The following is a 15,976-nucleotide window of genomic DNA, read 5'->3' on the forward strand; positions in this document are numbered from 1 at the left end:
TATGAGCTCAACCTTTCAGCGCCTTCCAGCTGCTCTCGGCCAGAATCGCATGACTGTCGACAATATCGGCATCGGGATCGGCGCCTGGCGCCAGCACGTCGGTAATGATCTCCAGCACCGTCGTACCCGTGTAGCCAATCTCCTGCAGCGCCTTGCCCGCCGGCGCCGTCTCGACCATGCCCGTGCCCAGCCGGTCGTGCTTGAATTCCTCGTAGCCGCTGTCCGACATGTGCACATTCTTGATCATGTCGCCGAGCAGGTGAATCATTCCCGGTACGTCTTCACGGATGAACGCACTGTTGCACACGTCGAAGTTGATACCGACTTCCGGTCCGATCAGTGCCGCCGTGTCCTTCAGTTCCTGGCAGGTCGGCAGGAAGGCAAAGGGCACGTTTTCCAGCAGCAGCTGCACGCCGGTGCCTTTGGCGTGCTGCACCAGATCCTTCATGCCCTCGACGAACCACTCCAGCATCCACTCGTGAGGCGGGTTGATCAGGCTGTTCACCGGGCCGGGAATCGCGATCACATAGGGGCACTTGAACTCCGCCGCCATGTCGATGGCTTCCCGGTAGCGATCGAGGGTGTACTCGCGCATCAGGCGGTCAACGCCATTGGGATTGTTGTCTAGCAGGGGATAACAGAAAGAGGTGACCTTGACGCCTTCGCCGTCCAGCCATGACACGTATTCGCGTCGCTGATCGGCGCTAAGCTCACGGGGCCAGCAGTGGGGCGGAAATATCAGCAGTTCGAACTGGTCGTAACCCAGGCCGCGCAGGTGCTTGAGAGCCTCCAGACCGCTGTGCGAATAGAGAAAGGGAAAGGTGCTGGCTGCCACATCGAGTTGGCTCATTATCGGGGTCCTTTTGCCGTGGGTAGGTTGTTATCTGCCGTGTTCACTTGGCGCACAATAATTACTATATCGTACAGTGTCAGAGGTTCAATAGGTAAGGGGCCGTGGCGCGTCTGTATGGCCAGAGCGAGTATCGTGGCGCGGCCTTCCGATCGTCAATGCGCTGCGACGGCGGAGAGATCCGGGAGACGCGCTTCAGCCCTGTGACGCTCTCCACTTGTCCAGAATGTATCGACTCACCATCAGATCCAGGTGCGCGCCGCCGCCGTTCTTGCACAGCGTTATGGCGTCGGGTGCAGGCCGGGAAAAGCTGTCATCCGCGATACCGTAAAAATCGGCGCGTATGTCCTGCCGCTGGATCACGCCACGCGCCAGAGGGTCTTTCAGTTCGCCGATATGGTCCAGCGTGGTGTCGATGCTGTCGACAAAAAGCGCGGCGCGGGTCAGGGCGACGTCATCAGCCTCGCGCATGTCGGGACGGTAGGCGCCGATCAGATCGATGTGCTGCCCCGGGCGCAGCCAGTCTCCCTGCAGAATGGGCGTCTTGCTCATGGTGGCGGTGCAGATGATGTCGGCGTCCGTCACAGCTGCCTGCAGGTCCGTCGCTGCGGAGCAGTTCGGAAGCTCCCGGGCCATTGCCTGGGCCGGGTCGGGGCTGCGGTTCCAGACAGTGAAGCGTGCGTCGGGAAACAGTGAGCGGTAGGCGGCATGCATGCTGCGAGCCACGGCGCCTGCACCGACCAGCGTGATCGCGCGGCTGTCCGGCCGCGCGAGCCGGCTCGTGGCCAGCAGACTGTCACCGGCGGTTTTCCATTTCGTGACCAGGTGAAAGTCGACCAGCGCTTCCAGCAGGCCGCTCTGATCGGAAAACAGCGAGACTCCGCCATTCACATTCGGCAATCCCCGGGCCCGGTTGTCGCGAAAAACCAGGGCCGTCTTGACCAGCGAGCCCATGCCATTGATCCACGCCGCCCGCGACAGCAGGGTGTCTGCGCCGCGATACAGGAAGCTGTCCGCAATTTCTGCCCTGGGCATCCGGTGCCCCGCCTCCAGGGCGTCGAGGACGTCGGCCCAGCGCAGCTGTTTCTCGATATCGGGGCCAATCACGGGAGTTGTCATGCTGCCTCCGTCAGTCGTTTGCCCGCCGCGGGCAGCTGTCAGACATATCTGACTCGTCCAGGAATGGTGTTCTTATCCGGCGATTGAATGTGTCGACCAGATCCCGGGTCTGGTCCTGCAGCGCTCTCAGCAGCGACCTGTCGTTCTTGGTCAGTGCCTCGTACGGAGAATGCGTGAAATAGAACGCCTTTGCCAGCTGGTGGGACAAGCGCGGAGAACTGCTGATCGCACCCTGGGTGTCGCGGAACCCGATGAGTGCCCAGACGTCGTCGATGGCTTTGCCGAAAGCTGCGATCCGGCCTGGCGGGAAGGCATTGCCGGCTTCGGGAAGCTGCGCCTCAATGCAGTCCAGCGACGCCTCCACATCCTTCATTTGCTGCTGCAGCGACTCCAGGCTCTGTCGGAACGCCAGGTTCCTGGCATAGACATCAGGGTCGTAGGCCACACGCGGATCCGACAGCAGGGTCAGTCCCGTCCGTACCTCGCTATCGCCGGCACTGACAATGACGCGGTAGTCGCCCGGTGCAGCCAGCGGCATCTCCAGATCAGGGCTCATCAGCGGGCCATAGATTTCCTCGCCGTCCAGCTGCAGATCCCAGTGGGTCCGGTTCATACCCTGTGTGGCGGGCGCCCGCCACTCGCGTAGCGTCCTGCCGGCCACCTCCACCCGGATCGTGACGCTTTCCACCGTCGGGTCGTTCACCCAGAAGCTGATCAGCGCCTGTCGCGCATTGTTGTCGCCGGCAAACAGGTGGTCCGGGGACAGGCGTTGCCCGGGCGCCTGGTCAATCACCGGCTGAACGGTGTCGGCGGGCGGAAATACGTGCAGCGCCTCACTGCGCAGCGACGGATCTGCGGCCAGTGCCCGCCAGGGCTGCAGGTCATCCAGCACCCAGATGCTGCGGCCGAAAGTGCCCAGCACCAGATCGCGTTCCCGGGCCTGGATCTGCATATCCATGGTCGAGACAGACGGGTAGCCGCGGGTCCACTGAGACCAGCTGTCGCCGGCGTCCAGGGAGTAGTACAGGCCGAATTCGGTGCCGACAAACATCAGCTTCGGCTCCGTCGGGTCCTGGACAAATGACAGCGCGTAGGACGGGATGCCCTGATCGGCGAGGAGGTTGGTCCAGGTGCGCCCGGCGTTGGTGGTCTGGAACACATAGGGGGACCAGTCGCCCTGCAGGTGATTGTCGATTACCACGAAGGCGCTCTCGGCATCCTGCGCCGACGGAACAATGCGCCTGATCCACCCCTGTGCCGGGGCGTCGGCGAGATTGACGGTGAGGTCCTGCCAGCTATTGCCACCGTCCCGCGTCAGGTGCAGGCGGCCATCGTCCGAGCCCACCCAGATCACGCCCTCTTCCATGTGGCTCGGTGCGATAACGGTGAGGGTTGTGTGATTCTCGGCGGTGGTGGCGTCGACGGAGAGCCCGCCGGACAGGAGCTGTTGCTGCTTGTCCGGATTGTTGGTGGTCAGGTCCGGGCTGATGATGCGCCAGGTGTTGCCGCGATCGTCGCTTCTGTGAACGAACTGGCTGCCGATATACAGAGTGCCGGGCTGAAAGGGGTCGGCAGCGATGGCGCTGTTCCAGTTGAAGCGCAGCTCCCGGTCCGGCTCGACCGGCATGATGGTCTTGCGCTGTCCGCTGCGTTTGTTAACCCGCACCAGCATGCCGCCCTGCCAGAGCGCGTAGACGATATCGCTCTCAGCCTGATCCAGCACGACGTCGAAGCCGTCGTTGAAGGCCAGTTCACGCCAGTAGCTGTTGCGGATTCCCGAGCGGTTCCAGACCTCGCTGGGCCCATACCAGGTGCCGTTGTCCTGCAGGCCACCGTACACGTTGTAAGGCAGCGCATCATCGAGGGTGATGTGGTAGAACTGCCCCAGGGGCAGGTTCTCGGCAAAGCGCCAGTTCTCGCCCCGGTCCCGGGTCCAGTACAGGCCACCATCGGTACCGTCGATGATGAAGTCGGGATCGTCCGGGTCGATCCAGAAAGCGTGGTGGTCGGCGTGGACCTTGCGGCCCCAGTCTTCAATAACCTCGAAGTCCTCGCCGGCGTTCTCGGATCGCGCGAGCCGGGAATACAGATTGTAGACCCGGTCTGCGTTGTGGCTGTCGACATGGATCTGGGAAAAATAGAAGGGTCGGCTGCCGATGGTGTCGGTGTTTATGCTTTCCCAGCTTTCGCCGCCGTCCTCCGAGCGGTACAGGGCGTTTTTTGCGGATTCGATCAGCGCATAGAGGCGCTGGGTATTGGACGGCGCGATGGCCAGCCCGATCCTGCCATAGGGCTTCTCCGGCAGGCCGATGGCGTCGTCAAGCTCCTTCCAGGTGTCACCGCCATCGTCGCTGATAAAGAGCCCCGAGCCCTCACCCCCCGAGACAAAGTCCCAGGGGCTGCGACGGAACTCCCACAGCGCGGCCATGAGTCTGTCGGGGTTTTCCGGGTCCATGACCAGCTCGGCGATACCGCTGCTGGCATTGCTGTAGAGCACTCTCGTCCAGCTCTCGCCGCCGTCGGTGGACTTGTACAACCCGCGTATCTCACTATCGCGGAAGGGGTCGCCGAGTATGCCGGCCCAGACGATCTGTTCATTTTTCGGGTGCACGATCATCCGGTAGACGTTGCGGCTCTGCTCCAGGCCCAGGTGTCGCCACGTGCTGCCGCCATCTGTGCTTTTGTAAATGCCGTTGCCACTGGACTGCGAGTTGCGTGGATTGCCCTCGCCGCTGCCGACATACACCACGTCGGGGTTGGAAGGCGCCACGGCGACCGCGCCGATGGCCTGCGTCGGCTGCCGGTCGAAAACCGGCTCGAAGGTGATGCCGGCATTGGTCGTTTTCCACAGGCCGCCGGATGCCGCGCCGATGTACCAGACAGTCTTGTCGGACGGGACGACATCGATGGCGGTAATGCGGCCACTCATCCCCGCCGGGCCGATGCTGCGCAGGGCGATCTGCTCCCGGGTCGGGTCGCCCGTGGCGGCGTGCGCGACGAAAAGACAAAGAAGGGCGGCAAACGTGGGTAGACGCATGGGCTTGGTTGTCACTTTCCTGAACGTGGAGGCTTGGAGTGTACCACCGCCGGGGTCAGGTCCCGGCGGGACCTGACCACACGGGAAAAATTGCGTACACTCCGGCCTCAGTAACGATTTTCGAAGACTGACAACGAGGTGCCAGATGCAACGATGGATGTCCTGTATGGCGGCTGTGCTGCTGTTCGCCGGCCTGGGGTTCGGTGGTCGGGCGGTTATCGCCGATGAGTCTGCGGAGGGTCCCGATTTCAGCGGTCTGGAGTGGCGCAACATCGGCCCGGCCTTCATGTCCGGCCGCATTGCGGATGTTGCCTGGCATCCGGATGACAACAGCGTCTGGTACGTTGCCGTCGGCTCCGGCGGCGTCTGGAAAACGGTCAACGCCGGTGTCACCTGGACGCCCATCTTCGACCAGCAGACCTCCTATTCCATCGGCTCCGTGACCCTGGATCCCTCCAACCCGGAAATCGTCTGGGTGGGTACCGGCGAGAATGTCGGTGGCCGCCACGTCGCCTACGGTGACGGCGTATACCGTTCGGACGACGGCGGCCACAGCTGGACCAACATGGGCCTGAAGAATTCCGAGCACATCTCGAAGGTCATCGTTCACCCCGAAGATTCGAACACCGTCTGGGTCGCCTCGCAGGGACCGCTCTGGAGCAAGGGGGGTGACCGCGGGCTTTTCCTGAGCACCGATGGCGGCGAGACCTGGGAGAAAACGCTGGGTGACGACGAGTGGACCGGGGTCACCGATGTGATCATGGATCCGCGCGACCCGGACGTGCTCTACGCCGCAACGTGGCAGCATCATCGCACGGTGGCTGCCTACATGGGTGGTGGTCCCGAGTCGGGCGTCCACCGCTCCCTGGACGGCGGCCGCAGTTGGCAGAAACTCGAGAACGGCCTCCCCGACGGCAATATCGGCAAGATCGGCCTGGCCATTTCCGCGACCGATCCCGACGTGGTCTACGCCGCACTGGAGCTGAACCGCCGCGAGGGTGCCGTGTTCCGCTCGGCGAATCGCGGTGCGTCCTGGGAGCGCGGCGCCGATGCCGTCGGTGGCGGCACCGGGCCGCATTATTACCAGGAGCTTTACGCCAGCCCCCATCATCACGACTGGCTGTATCTGGTCGGACCCAACGTGCAGGTGTCCAAGGATGGCGGCAAGACCTTCACTCCCCAGATCACGCCGTTCCAGCACGGCGACATGCACTCCATCAACTTCCACCCGACAGATCCCGACTACCTCATGATGGGCACGGACGGTGGCCTGTACGAGAGCTTCGATCTCGGCGAAAAGTGGCGCTACATGGCCAACCTTCCGATCACGCAGTTCTACAAGCTGGCGCTGGATGATGCCGAGCCCTTCTACAACATTTACGGCGGAACCCAGGACAACAGCACGCAGCGTGGCCCATCACGTACGGACAATGTCCACGGCATTCTGAATTCCGACTGGCGCGTGGTGCTCGGTGGCGATGGCCACCAGCCGGCCACGGAACCGGGCAATCCCGACATTGCCTACGCCCAGTGGCAGCAGGGCAACCTGACGCGCCTGGATCTCACGACCGGCGAGTCGGTCTACATCAAGCCGCAGCCTGCCCCCGGCGACCCGGCAGAGCGCTACAACTGGGACTCGCCGATACTGGTCAGCCCGCACAACCCGACCCGCCTGTATTTTGCCTCACAGCGCGTCTGGCGCTCCGAGGACCGCGGCAATGACTGGACGGCAATTTCCGGGGATCTCACGCGCAACCAGGATCGTATGCGCCTGCCCCTGATGGACCGCCAGTGGAGCTGGGATGCACCCTGGGACATGTATGCCATGTCCGACTACAACACCATCACCTCGCTGGCAGAGTCTCCTCTCGTGGAAGGTCTCCTGTATGCCGGCACCGACGATGGCATGATCCAGGTGTCCGAGAATGGCGGAGACAGCTGGCGCGCGCTGGAAGTGGGCAAGCTGCCCGGTGTCCCGGCAACTGCGTTCGTGAACGACATCCGCGCCGATCTGCACGATGCGGATACCGTCTATGTCGCGCTCGACAACCACAAGTACGGTGACTTCAAGCCTTACCTGCTGGTGAGCCGCAATCGCGGTCGCAGCTGGAAGAACATTGGCGACGGGCTGCCGGACCGGCACCTGGTCTGGCGCATGGTGCAGGACCACGAGCGCGCCGACCTGCTGTTTGCCGGCACCGAGTTCGGCGTCTTCTTCACCCTGGACGCCGGCGACAGCTGGCACAAGCTCTGGAGCAATGCACCGACCATCGGGGTGCGAGATCTGCAGATCCAGCGACGCGAGAATGACCTGGTTGCCGGCACCTTTGGTCGCGGTATCTACGTTCTCGACGACTACAGTGCGCTGCGCGATCTGGACGCCGAAACCCTGGCCGCCGAAGCCAGCCTGTTCGAGCCGCGCGATGCCTGGTGGTACGTGGAACGCAGCGTCATGGGGGCCCGTCGGCTGGGAAGTCAGGGCGACGGTCTCTATGCCGCGGACAACCCACCGTTTGGCGCGGTATTTACCTATCACCTCGCGGAGGGCTTCAGCACCCTTGAAGCACAGCGACAGCAGGATGAGAAAGCACGTCTCGATAAGGGTCAGAACGTCGGTTTTGTCGGCTGGGACGCGGTAGAGGCCGAACGGCGTGAAGCGGCACCGGCGCTGAAGCTGGTCATCCGCGATGCCAACGACCAGGTCATCCGCCGTGTCGATGCCCCTGCGGAAAAGGGCTTCCAGCGAGTGGCCTGGGATCTCCGTCATCCTTACAGCGGTGCCGTGGAGACACCGCCGAACTGGCAGGGCCAGCCACCCAGAGGCTTCCTCGCCATGCCGGGCGATTACACCGCGGAGCTGGTGTTGCTCAGGGACGGCAGGACGCGCAGCCTGGCAGATCCGGTGACCGTCACCGTCAGGCGCCTGCATGAAGGTGCACTGCAGGGTGCGGCGCTGGAGGAGGTTGACGCCTTCTGGAAAGCGCTGTCGGCGCTGTCCGGTCGCTTCAGCGCGGCTCGCTACGCGCTGGAAGATGCCGTTGAAGACGTGGAGGTCATGCAGTCCATGCTGGCGGCTACGGCCCGGGTACCGGGCGAGCTGGACGAGCGTCTGCACACGCTGCGGCAGGAGCTTTACGACCTGGATCAGGCACTCTCCGGGCACCGGTCGAAGCAGGAGGTTGGCGACTACGAGATTCACCGGGTCGGCAACTGGCTGATGCACGCAACGGCGGGGGTCGCCGGTTCGACCTATGGCCCCACGCCCGCACATGAGCGAAGCCTGCAGTATGCGGCGGAGGCCTTTGCCCCAATCCGCGATCGGCTGAACAGCATTCTCACGGAAGATCTGCCCGAGCTGCGGGAGGCGCTGCTGGAGCGTGGCGCACCCTGGGGACGGGGACAGACAATACCTGAGGACTGACTTGCCAGAGGACTGATCATGTCCATAGCCTTCGCGGCGCGTCGGGCCTGCCCACGCGCCGTTTTCTTTTTTCAGCTGTCGGTGGCCGTCGGCTTCTGTCTGCCGGTTCCGCCAGTGGCCGCCCAGCCGTCGGCTTCCCAGCCGGTGCTGGAAACGGTGGTGGTGACCGGGCAGCGTCTGCCGACAGCGGCTGGTGAAACCACGGCGGCGCTGAGTTCGGTCAGCGAGCGGAATGCGACCGAGTCGGTGCCGCTGCTGTCGGCGGACATGCTGCGCGGCGTGCCCGGCGCCTTCGTGCAGCAGACCACTCCGGGGCAGAGCACACCGATCGTTCGCGGTCTGCGCGGCTCGCAGGTCCTGCACCTGGTGGATGGTTTTCGCCTGAATAACGCGATCTATCGCAGCGCACCCAATCAGTACATGGCGCTGGTGCCGACCGCCGGTCCGCAGCGCATGGAACTGGTTCGGGGCGCGGCCTCGGTGGCCTACGGCAGCGATGCCATGGGAGGGGCGGTTCAGCAGCTGAGTCTGGAGCCGGCCTTCGACCGTTCACTGACGCCGTTCGGGCGCCTGGCGTGGATGGGAAACAGCGCGGCAACCCTGAGCGAGCTCGGACTGGCCTGGGGCGGCTCGGCTGACGCTGGCGAACTGAGCATCATGGCCAGTGACATCGGGTCGCGCCGCGTGGGTGGTGGCGATCGCATTGCCAACAGCGGCTATCGCAGCCACGGGCTGAGCCTGCGCACGCGCCATGAATCGGCGTCGGGCCATGAACTGCATGTTTTCGTGCAGCACATGCGGCAGCCGAGTACCCCGCGTATCGATGAACTGGTGCCGGGCTTCGGTCAGACTGAACCGTCGTCGGCGCGCTTTGATTTTGCGCCCAATCAGCGTGACTTTATCGGCCTTGCCTGGGACCCGGCCATGGACGTTGGCTGGGCCGACTCCGGGCGCATTCAACTTGGCTGGCAACGCATACGCGATGACCGGGCGACCCGCCCGTTCGGGTCTGACGTGCTGACCCGGGAGCGCAACAGCAGCGATCTGTATACGCTGGCGGCGGTATTCAACAAGCGCTGGTCGCCGCGTGCACGCACGCAGTACGGGCTGGATGTCGCCACCGACAGAGTCAGCAGCACGCGGGCAGAGCGCGTGGGTGATCAGGCTTTTCAGCCCACTGCCGCCCGCTTTCCCGACGGTGCCTCGATGGACACCCTCGGCGTTTTTCTGCAGCAGCATTTTACCCCGCGTCCGGGCACCGAGTTCGAGCTCGGCGCTCGCTTCAGTCGCTACCGGATTGATCTCCCGGCGACGCAGGCGCTTCCCGCCGCATCGCTGGAGCCGCGCAAGACGACGCTGCAGTTGGGCTTGCGTCAGTCGCTGGGTAATGGGCTGTCCTTGCTGGTCAATGCGGGCGAGGCGTACCGCGCCCCGAATGTGTTCGATCTCTCTGCGCTTGGGCCGCGCCCCGGCAACCGCTTCAACGCGCCCAATCGCAACCTCGCCGCAGAGACGGTGAGCAGTTATGACGCCGGTCTCGACTGGGTCACGGAACGCGGCAGTTTGCAGGCCTATATGTTCTACATGGATTACAGCGATCGCATCAGCAGTCTCGCCACGGGGGAGTTCACGGCGGACGGCCGGGAAATCTTTACCAGCGAGAATCTTGGCAGTTCGATGCTGTACGGCTTTGAGCTGGGTTTCAGCCGGGATCTGGGCGACCAGTGGCAGCTGCGCGGCACGCTGAACTGGGTGTGGGCGGAAGACCAGCCCGAGGAGGGGTTCACCGAGCCGGGCGACCGCATTCCGCCATTGAACGGACGGCTGCAGCTGGCCTGGCGCGACGCCGGGCCCTGGGAGCTTGTGACTACCCTCAGTGGCGCGGCGGCGCAGACCCGCCTGAGCTCCCGGGATGTGCGCGACCCGCGGATTGATCCGACGGGGACATCGGGCTGGGGCCTGCTTAACGTGCGCGCACGTCGCAGCCTGGGCGAGCGCTGGGAAGTGCTGGTCGGCGTGGACAACCTGCTCGACAAGCGCTACCGCGAACACGGCTCTGGCCTTGACGCGCCAGGCCGTGGCCTGACGCTGTCGCTGGAGGCTCCCCTGATCTAGCGGATGCCCCCTGACCTCGTGGATACGCCCGGCTAGTCGCGGAACATCAGACGCCGGATCTGCTTGAAGGTCAGGTCACCGTAGGTGAGCAGCGTGTCGTTGAAGTTGCGCAGCTGGTAGTGCTCACCCATGCGGCGCCGGTATTCCTCACGCAGTTCCAGCACCTTCTGCTCGCCGATGATTTCCTTTCCGGGGGGGTGTGGCGTCTGTGAATCCCGCTGAACTTCGATGAACGCGTTGGTCGGCTCCATGCCGATCTCGTTGATATAGACATCGACTGCCTCGTCAAAGCTCATTTCGCCCTGGGCCATGCGCAGCTTGGTGGTGATGCGCACGTTGCGCCACTGGCGCATCTGCAGGCGGCCCATGCGGTGCTTGAGCGCGGCGACGTGGCTGAAGCGGTCCTCGAAGTAGCCCTCGTCTTCCAGCAGCTTCTCCAGGTAGAACGACCAGGCCTGGCTGAAGTAGCCGGTGGACAGGCCGCGGCGAATGCGGCTGTCGACGTGCTCGCGGGCTGCGGCGATCTGCACGTTGTGGCCCAGCCACTCGTGGTAGGAGATCACGTGGGTCCAGTAGGGGTTGTAGGAGCGGATGCGGCTGGCCGCCTCTTCCTCGGTGAGCCGGTCTTCCAGGGGCGTGATGATGTAGTAGCCGGATTGGCGGCCGGCGACGTCCGGGCCCCGGGTGGCGCCACCAAAGGACAGGATGCGGCGCGACATGGGCGGGCTGATGCGCGCGCCGTAGTCGATGTAATCGGGAATGGTGATGACGTGGCGGCCCTCATCCCGCAGCCAGTCGGAGGCGATATCGACGTAGCGCTGGGCCATGGGCAGCACTTCGGGCCAGGCGGGGGCCTCTTCCAGCATAACGTCCCACACGGTGCGCAGATCGCCTGAGGGATGGATGCGTTTCGCCAGGGCTTCCATGGCTGCGCGCGTCTCCTTGATGTCCCGATCGGCAAACTCGAGCATGCGTGTGATCGGCCAGTCGGTGAGCTCCTCCTTGGTGAACTGCAGGTACTCGATCCAGTCGGGATCCCAGGCGGGCGAGCGATCGGAGCGAGGCAGCAGTTCCTCCTCCAGGAAGCGCTCGTAGCGCGAGACTGCGTCATCCGCGGTCTTCGCCGCGGCGAGCAGTTCCTCTTTCAGGGCAGGATCGTCTACCGGGGCATCGGGCACGGTATCGCGCAGCAGCATATGGGCATAATAGGCCTCATAAAGGGCATTTTCCGTCCAGACCCGGGCCGGTCGCTCCAGATTGCGCTCGGCATTTTCCAGGATGGTCGGCAGGCGCTTCAGCTCTGCCACCGCGTCCCGCACGCCGGCATCCGGAATGGCCCCGGGCCGCACAAACAGGCGATTGGTTCTGCCCAGGGCGAAATAGGATGCCGGGTGCAGGGTATACAGCCTGACTGTCTCGATCTCGAAAATCCGGCTCCGGACCTCAGCCATGAGCAGGGCGTGGTCGACCTGATCGTCCAGCGACAGCGCATCCTCATCGATGGCCTCCAGCGCCGTCCGCACGGCTTTGTACTCGTCGAGGGCCGCCTGATACTCCGCCTCGGCGCGCTCGGGCGTGCTGACGGCGAAAAAGCGTTCTGCTGCCGAAACCAGCGCGGCGTCGGCTGAGGCAGCGTCATCCGCGGCCTGCGCCGACGGGCCCGGCAACGCGCCGGCGGCGACAAGCAGCAACAGCAGTAGCGCGAACGCCACAGGGCGAGAATTCATGACAAGACGAGGGTGCATAGGCTGGGGCATGGGATTATTGTCCGTTATCAGAAAATCGGGATCAGCTTAACCCATTGCGCGAAGCTGTGACCAGACTGGCGCACAGTTGTGCGCGGGAGCCTCGCCAGTTCGCTGGTGCATACACACGGGGTGGCCCTGCCGCGAACAGGAAGGGTATACTCAAACGAACACGTGTACGGACGACGGGTGTCAACACCTGCGCCGTCCACGTTGCATCGTGTTCCGCGGCAAATGGCCTGTCGGGCGCCGTCGTGGCGGACGCTGTCCCGCAGGACACGGTGGCAACGCTCGGACAACAACACTAACGGCATCCGGAGAACCCCTGTTCATGGCCTTCATTCCTTTCGATTTCACCCGGCGCTCGGCGCGCTTCCTTCTGGTCTGTCTCTGCGCGACGCTTTACGCCGTCCCCGGAATGGCACAATCCGACACGGGCGATGCGATCGATGCAGTCCTGAAGGGCATGCCCATGCGCAGCATCGGCCCCGCCTTCATGGGCGGGCGCATCGCCGATATCGCCGTGCACCCGGATTACCGCACCTGGTATGTCGCCGCGGGTTCCGGCGGCGTGTGGAAAACCACGAATGCCGGCACCACCTTCAAGCCGGTGTTCGATGAGCAGGGCTCATTCTCCATTGGCGCACTGGCTATCGACCCCGGCAATCCGGAGGTGGTCTGGGTCGGTACCGGTGAAAATGTCAGCGGCCGGCATGTGGGCTGGGGTGACGGCGTTTATCGCAGCAGCGATGGCGGCCACAGCTGGACAAACCTCGGGCTCAAGGATTCGCAGCACATCGGCCGCATCATCGTGCATCCCGACAACTCGGATGTCGTGCTGGTCGCGGCAGAGGGACCGCTGTGGTCCGCCGGCGGTGACCGCGGCGTCTACCGCACCGAGAATGGCGGCGAGAGCTGGGAACGGGTACTGCATGTCAACGACGACACTGGCGCTACCGACGTGCTGTTCCACCCCGCCGATCCGTCTATTGTCTACGCTGCCACCTACGAGCGTCGGCGCAGCCCCTGGTCCTTCATGGCCGGTGGCGCCGGTTCCGGCATCTACAAGTCCGACGATGGCGGTCGCAGCTGGCGGGAAGTCAGTAATGGCCTGCCCAGCGCGAAGAGCGACGTGGCGATTGGCAAGATCGGCCTCGCGGTGACACCCGCGGATCCGGATCGTGTCTACGCCACCATAGAAGCGAGCGACGACGAGCAGGGCTTTTATGTCAGTAACGACCGCGGTGAGCGCTGGGAACGACGCAGTACCTACATCTCCGGCGGTACCGGCCCGCATTACTACCAGGAAATCGTCGCCTCACCGGTCGATGCTGACCGCGTCTACCAGATGGACGTCTTCCTGCACGAGACACGCGACGGCGGCCGCAGCTTCAACATGGTCGGCGATGGCGTGCAGTCACACACGGACAACCACGCGCTGTGGATTGACCCTACGGATCAGGAGCACCTGATCGTCGGCAATGACGGCGGTCTTTACGAGAGCTTTGATGCCGGCATCACCTGGCGCTTCTTCGCCAACCTGCCGGTGAGCCAGTTCTACAAGATTGCGCTGTCCAACCACGTTCCTTTTTACGATGTGGTGGGTGGCACCCAGGACCTCGGCACGCTTCGCGGCCCCGTGAGAACGCTTAACAACGAGGGCGTGCGCAACCGGGACTGGCATGTGCCCTACGGAGCCGATGGGCACGGTGCAGCCTTTGATCCCTTTGATGACGACCTGAATTACCACATGTGGCAGAACGGCAACATTGCCCGTCACCACGCCCCCAGCTACGAGAACGTGGTAATCCGCCCGCAGCCCGCCGAGGGCGATCCGGCCGAGCGCTGGAACTGGGATGCCGCACTGGAAGTCAGCCAGACACTGGAAGGCCGCATCTACTTCGGTTCCCAGCGCGTCTGGCGCAGCGATGACCGCGGCGACAGCTGGACGCCCATCAGCGGCGACCTGACCACCGATACCAACCGCTTCACGCTGCCCATGGCCGGGCGCGTGCGCAGCGTGGATTCGCTGATCGACGTCGGCGCGATGTCGCGCTATTCCACCCTGACGGCCATTTCCGAGTCGGTGCTGGACAGTCAGCGGCTGTGGACGGCCAGCGACGATGGCCTCGTGCACACCACTGCCGATGGCGGTGACAGCTGGCAGCGGGCGACGGTGAAGGGACTGCCCGAGCGCGCCTACGTCAACGACGTGAAGGCATCCCAGCACGCCAAAGACGCAGCTTTCGTGGTCGCAGACAACCACAAGGCCGGGGACTTCCGCCCCTACGTGTTTGCCACGGACAACGGTGGCCGCAGCTGGCGTGACATCAGCGGCAACCTGCCCGACGACATCATTACCTGGGCCATTCAGCAGGACGACGCAGAGCCGGGCCTGCTGTTCCTCGGCACCGAGAAAGGCCTGTATGTCAGCCTGAACGGCGGCGAGCGCTGGGATCGGCTTGCCGGCACGCCGACCATCTCCTTCCGCGACGTGGAACTGCAGCGTCGCGACCTTGACGTGGCGGGGGCCTCTTTCGGCCGCGGCATCTACATCCTCCACGACTACACCCCGCTGCGCCAAATGGCGGCGAGCCTGCGCCAGAATGGCGAGGCACTGGCAGAGGCGGATGCCACGCTGTTTGGTCTGCGCGATGCCTGGTCTTACATCCCGGCGACCACAGGACAGGCGCCCGGATTGCCGGAAGAGGGCAGCGCGTCCTGGCGCGCACCGAACCCGCCCCACGGCGCGGTGTTTACGCTGCACATCAATGAAGTGCCAAAGACCGCCAAGGAGGCGCGCCGCGAGCGCGAGCGCAATCTTGCGGCGAGCGGGGATGACGTAGCATTCCCCGGTTGGGAAACGCTGGTGCAGGAGCGACGACCCGATGGGTATCGGCACTATCTGGAAATTCTGAACAGCGCGGGTGCCACGGTACGTCGCCTGCCGGTACCTGCGACCACCGGAGCGCATCGCATGGCCTGGGATATGCGTGGCGCGCCGCCGGATGCCGTAAGCATCGAGACAGGCGGCTTCAGACCCCCCTGGTGGGGCGAGCCACAGGGTGCCATGCAGCCGCCCGGCACTTATCGGGCGCGGCTGATGCGAGTGGGGCCGGAGGGCGTCACGGCGCTCGGCTCCCCACAGGAATTCCGCCTGCGCGCCGTGGACAACCTGCCCTCCGGCGCCAGCATGGAGGCAGCGTCGGAGTTCCAGGAAGCCTATGTACGGGCCGCCCGACGCCTCGACGCGGTTACCGGTACGCTGAAGCTGATGGAAAAGCGCGTTCGCTACCTGCGCAAGGCCATGGATGAAACGCCGGCGGCGGATCTTGAGCTGCACCGCCGTGTCGACGCGTTCGAGACACAGCTGGCGGATCTTCGCACGATCCTGGACGGCAACCCCGCGCAGCGGGCAATGAGCGAGTGGACGGAGCCCGGTGTCGCCGGCCGCATCCGCGCCGCGCGCGGCGTCATGGAGACCCGTATGGCACCGACGCAGACAGAGCGCGAGAACCTGCGCATGGGCAGCGAGGCCCTCACTGCTGTCGAGGTGCAGGTCACGGACCTTCGCGACGGTGAACTGGCCGCGATTGAGCGTGCACTGGCCGAGGCTGATGCGCCCTGGACGCCCGGGCAGCGCCCGGGCGGCCGTTGATGGCCTGAACCCCCGGGTACGCGCAGCGGAG

Annotated in this window: 7 protein-coding genes; 3 read left to right on the top strand and 4 right to left on the bottom strand. The window is 64.4% G+C overall.

Annotated elements, in window-relative coordinates:
• Positions 1-7: 7 nt before the first annotated feature.
• The 3 genes from EV688_RS04105 to EV688_RS04115 form a co-directional block, all read right to left on the bottom strand.
• The gene (locus EV688_RS04105; RefSeq protein ID WP_117317482.1) at positions 8-850 is read right to left on the bottom strand and encodes a sugar phosphate isomerase/epimerase family protein; all 843 of its coding nucleotides are present in this window, start codon (positions 848-850) and stop codon (positions 8-10) included.
• Between the two features lie 195 nt (positions 851-1,045).
• Positions 1,046-1,969, bottom strand: coding sequence for an ornithine cyclodeaminase family protein (locus EV688_RS04110; protein WP_117317480.1), 924 nt, complete (start codon positions 1,967-1,969; stop codon positions 1,046-1,048).
• Between the two features lie 10 nt (positions 1,970-1,979).
• Positions 1,980-5,006: a WD40/YVTN/BNR-like repeat-containing protein gene (locus EV688_RS04115; RefSeq protein ID WP_205686616.1), complete on the bottom strand. Its 3,027-nt coding sequence runs from the start codon at positions 5,004-5,006 to the stop codon at positions 1,980-1,982.
• Between the two features lie 166 nt (positions 5,007-5,172).
• Here EV688_RS04115 and EV688_RS04120 point away from each other — a divergent pair, with 166 nt between their 5' ends.
• On the top strand, positions 5,173-8,427 hold the full coding sequence (locus tag EV688_RS04120) for a WD40/YVTN/BNR-like repeat-containing protein (RefSeq protein WP_240624341.1): 3,255 nt from the start codon (positions 5,173-5,175) through the stop codon (positions 8,425-8,427).
• 18 nt (positions 8,428-8,445) lie between these two features.
• Positions 8,446-10,542: a TonB-dependent receptor plug domain-containing protein gene (locus tag EV688_RS04125; RefSeq protein ID WP_117317476.1), complete on the top strand. Its 2,097-nt coding sequence runs from the start codon at positions 8,446-8,448 to the stop codon at positions 10,540-10,542.
• A gap of 32 nt (positions 10,543-10,574) precedes the next feature.
• Here EV688_RS04125 and EV688_RS04130 read toward each other — a convergent pair whose 3' ends face one another.
• On the bottom strand, positions 10,575-12,254 hold the full coding sequence (locus tag EV688_RS04130; protein WP_162883893.1) for a DUF885 family protein: 1,680 nt from the start codon (positions 12,252-12,254) through the stop codon (positions 10,575-10,577).
• A 364-nt stretch (positions 12,255-12,618) separates the two neighbouring features.
• On the opposite strand from EV688_RS04130, the gene EV688_RS04135 reads away from it, so the two are divergent.
• A complete protein-coding gene (locus EV688_RS04135) occupies positions 12,619-15,945 on the top strand; it encodes a VPS10 domain-containing protein (RefSeq protein WP_205686615.1) in 3,327 nt (1,108 codons plus the stop codon).
• The last annotated feature ends 31 nt before the right edge of the window (positions 15,946-15,976 follow it).

This window comes from Chromatocurvus halotolerans (assembly GCF_004340525.1).
In the GTDB taxonomy this organism is placed as follows: Bacteria; Pseudomonadota; Gammaproteobacteria; order Pseudomonadales; family Halieaceae; genus Chromatocurvus; species Chromatocurvus halotolerans.

What these genes read in the sequence shown, in the direction of transcription:
- EV688_RS04105 (WP_117317482.1), bottom strand. Translation starts at nt 850, where the DNA reads ATGAGCCAACTCGATGTGGCAGCCAGCACCTTTCCCTTTCTCTATTCG.
- EV688_RS04110 (WP_117317480.1), bottom strand. Translation starts at nt 1,969, where the DNA reads ATGACAACTCCCGTGATTGGCCCCGATATCGAGAAACAGCTGCGCTGG.
- EV688_RS04115 (WP_205686616.1), bottom strand. Translation starts at nt 5,006, where the DNA reads ATGCGTCTACCCACGTTTGCCGCCCTTCTTTGTCTTTTCGTCGCGCAC.
- EV688_RS04120 (WP_240624341.1), top strand. Translation starts at nt 5,173, where the DNA reads ATGGCGGCTGTGCTGCTGTTCGCCGGCCTGGGGTTCGGTGGTCGGGCG.
- EV688_RS04125 (WP_117317476.1), top strand. Translation starts at nt 8,446, where the DNA reads ATGTCCATAGCCTTCGCGGCGCGTCGGGCCTGCCCACGCGCCGTTTTC.
- EV688_RS04135 (WP_205686615.1), top strand. Translation starts at nt 12,619, where the DNA reads ATGGCCTTCATTCCTTTCGATTTCACCCGGCGCTCGGCGCGCTTCCTT.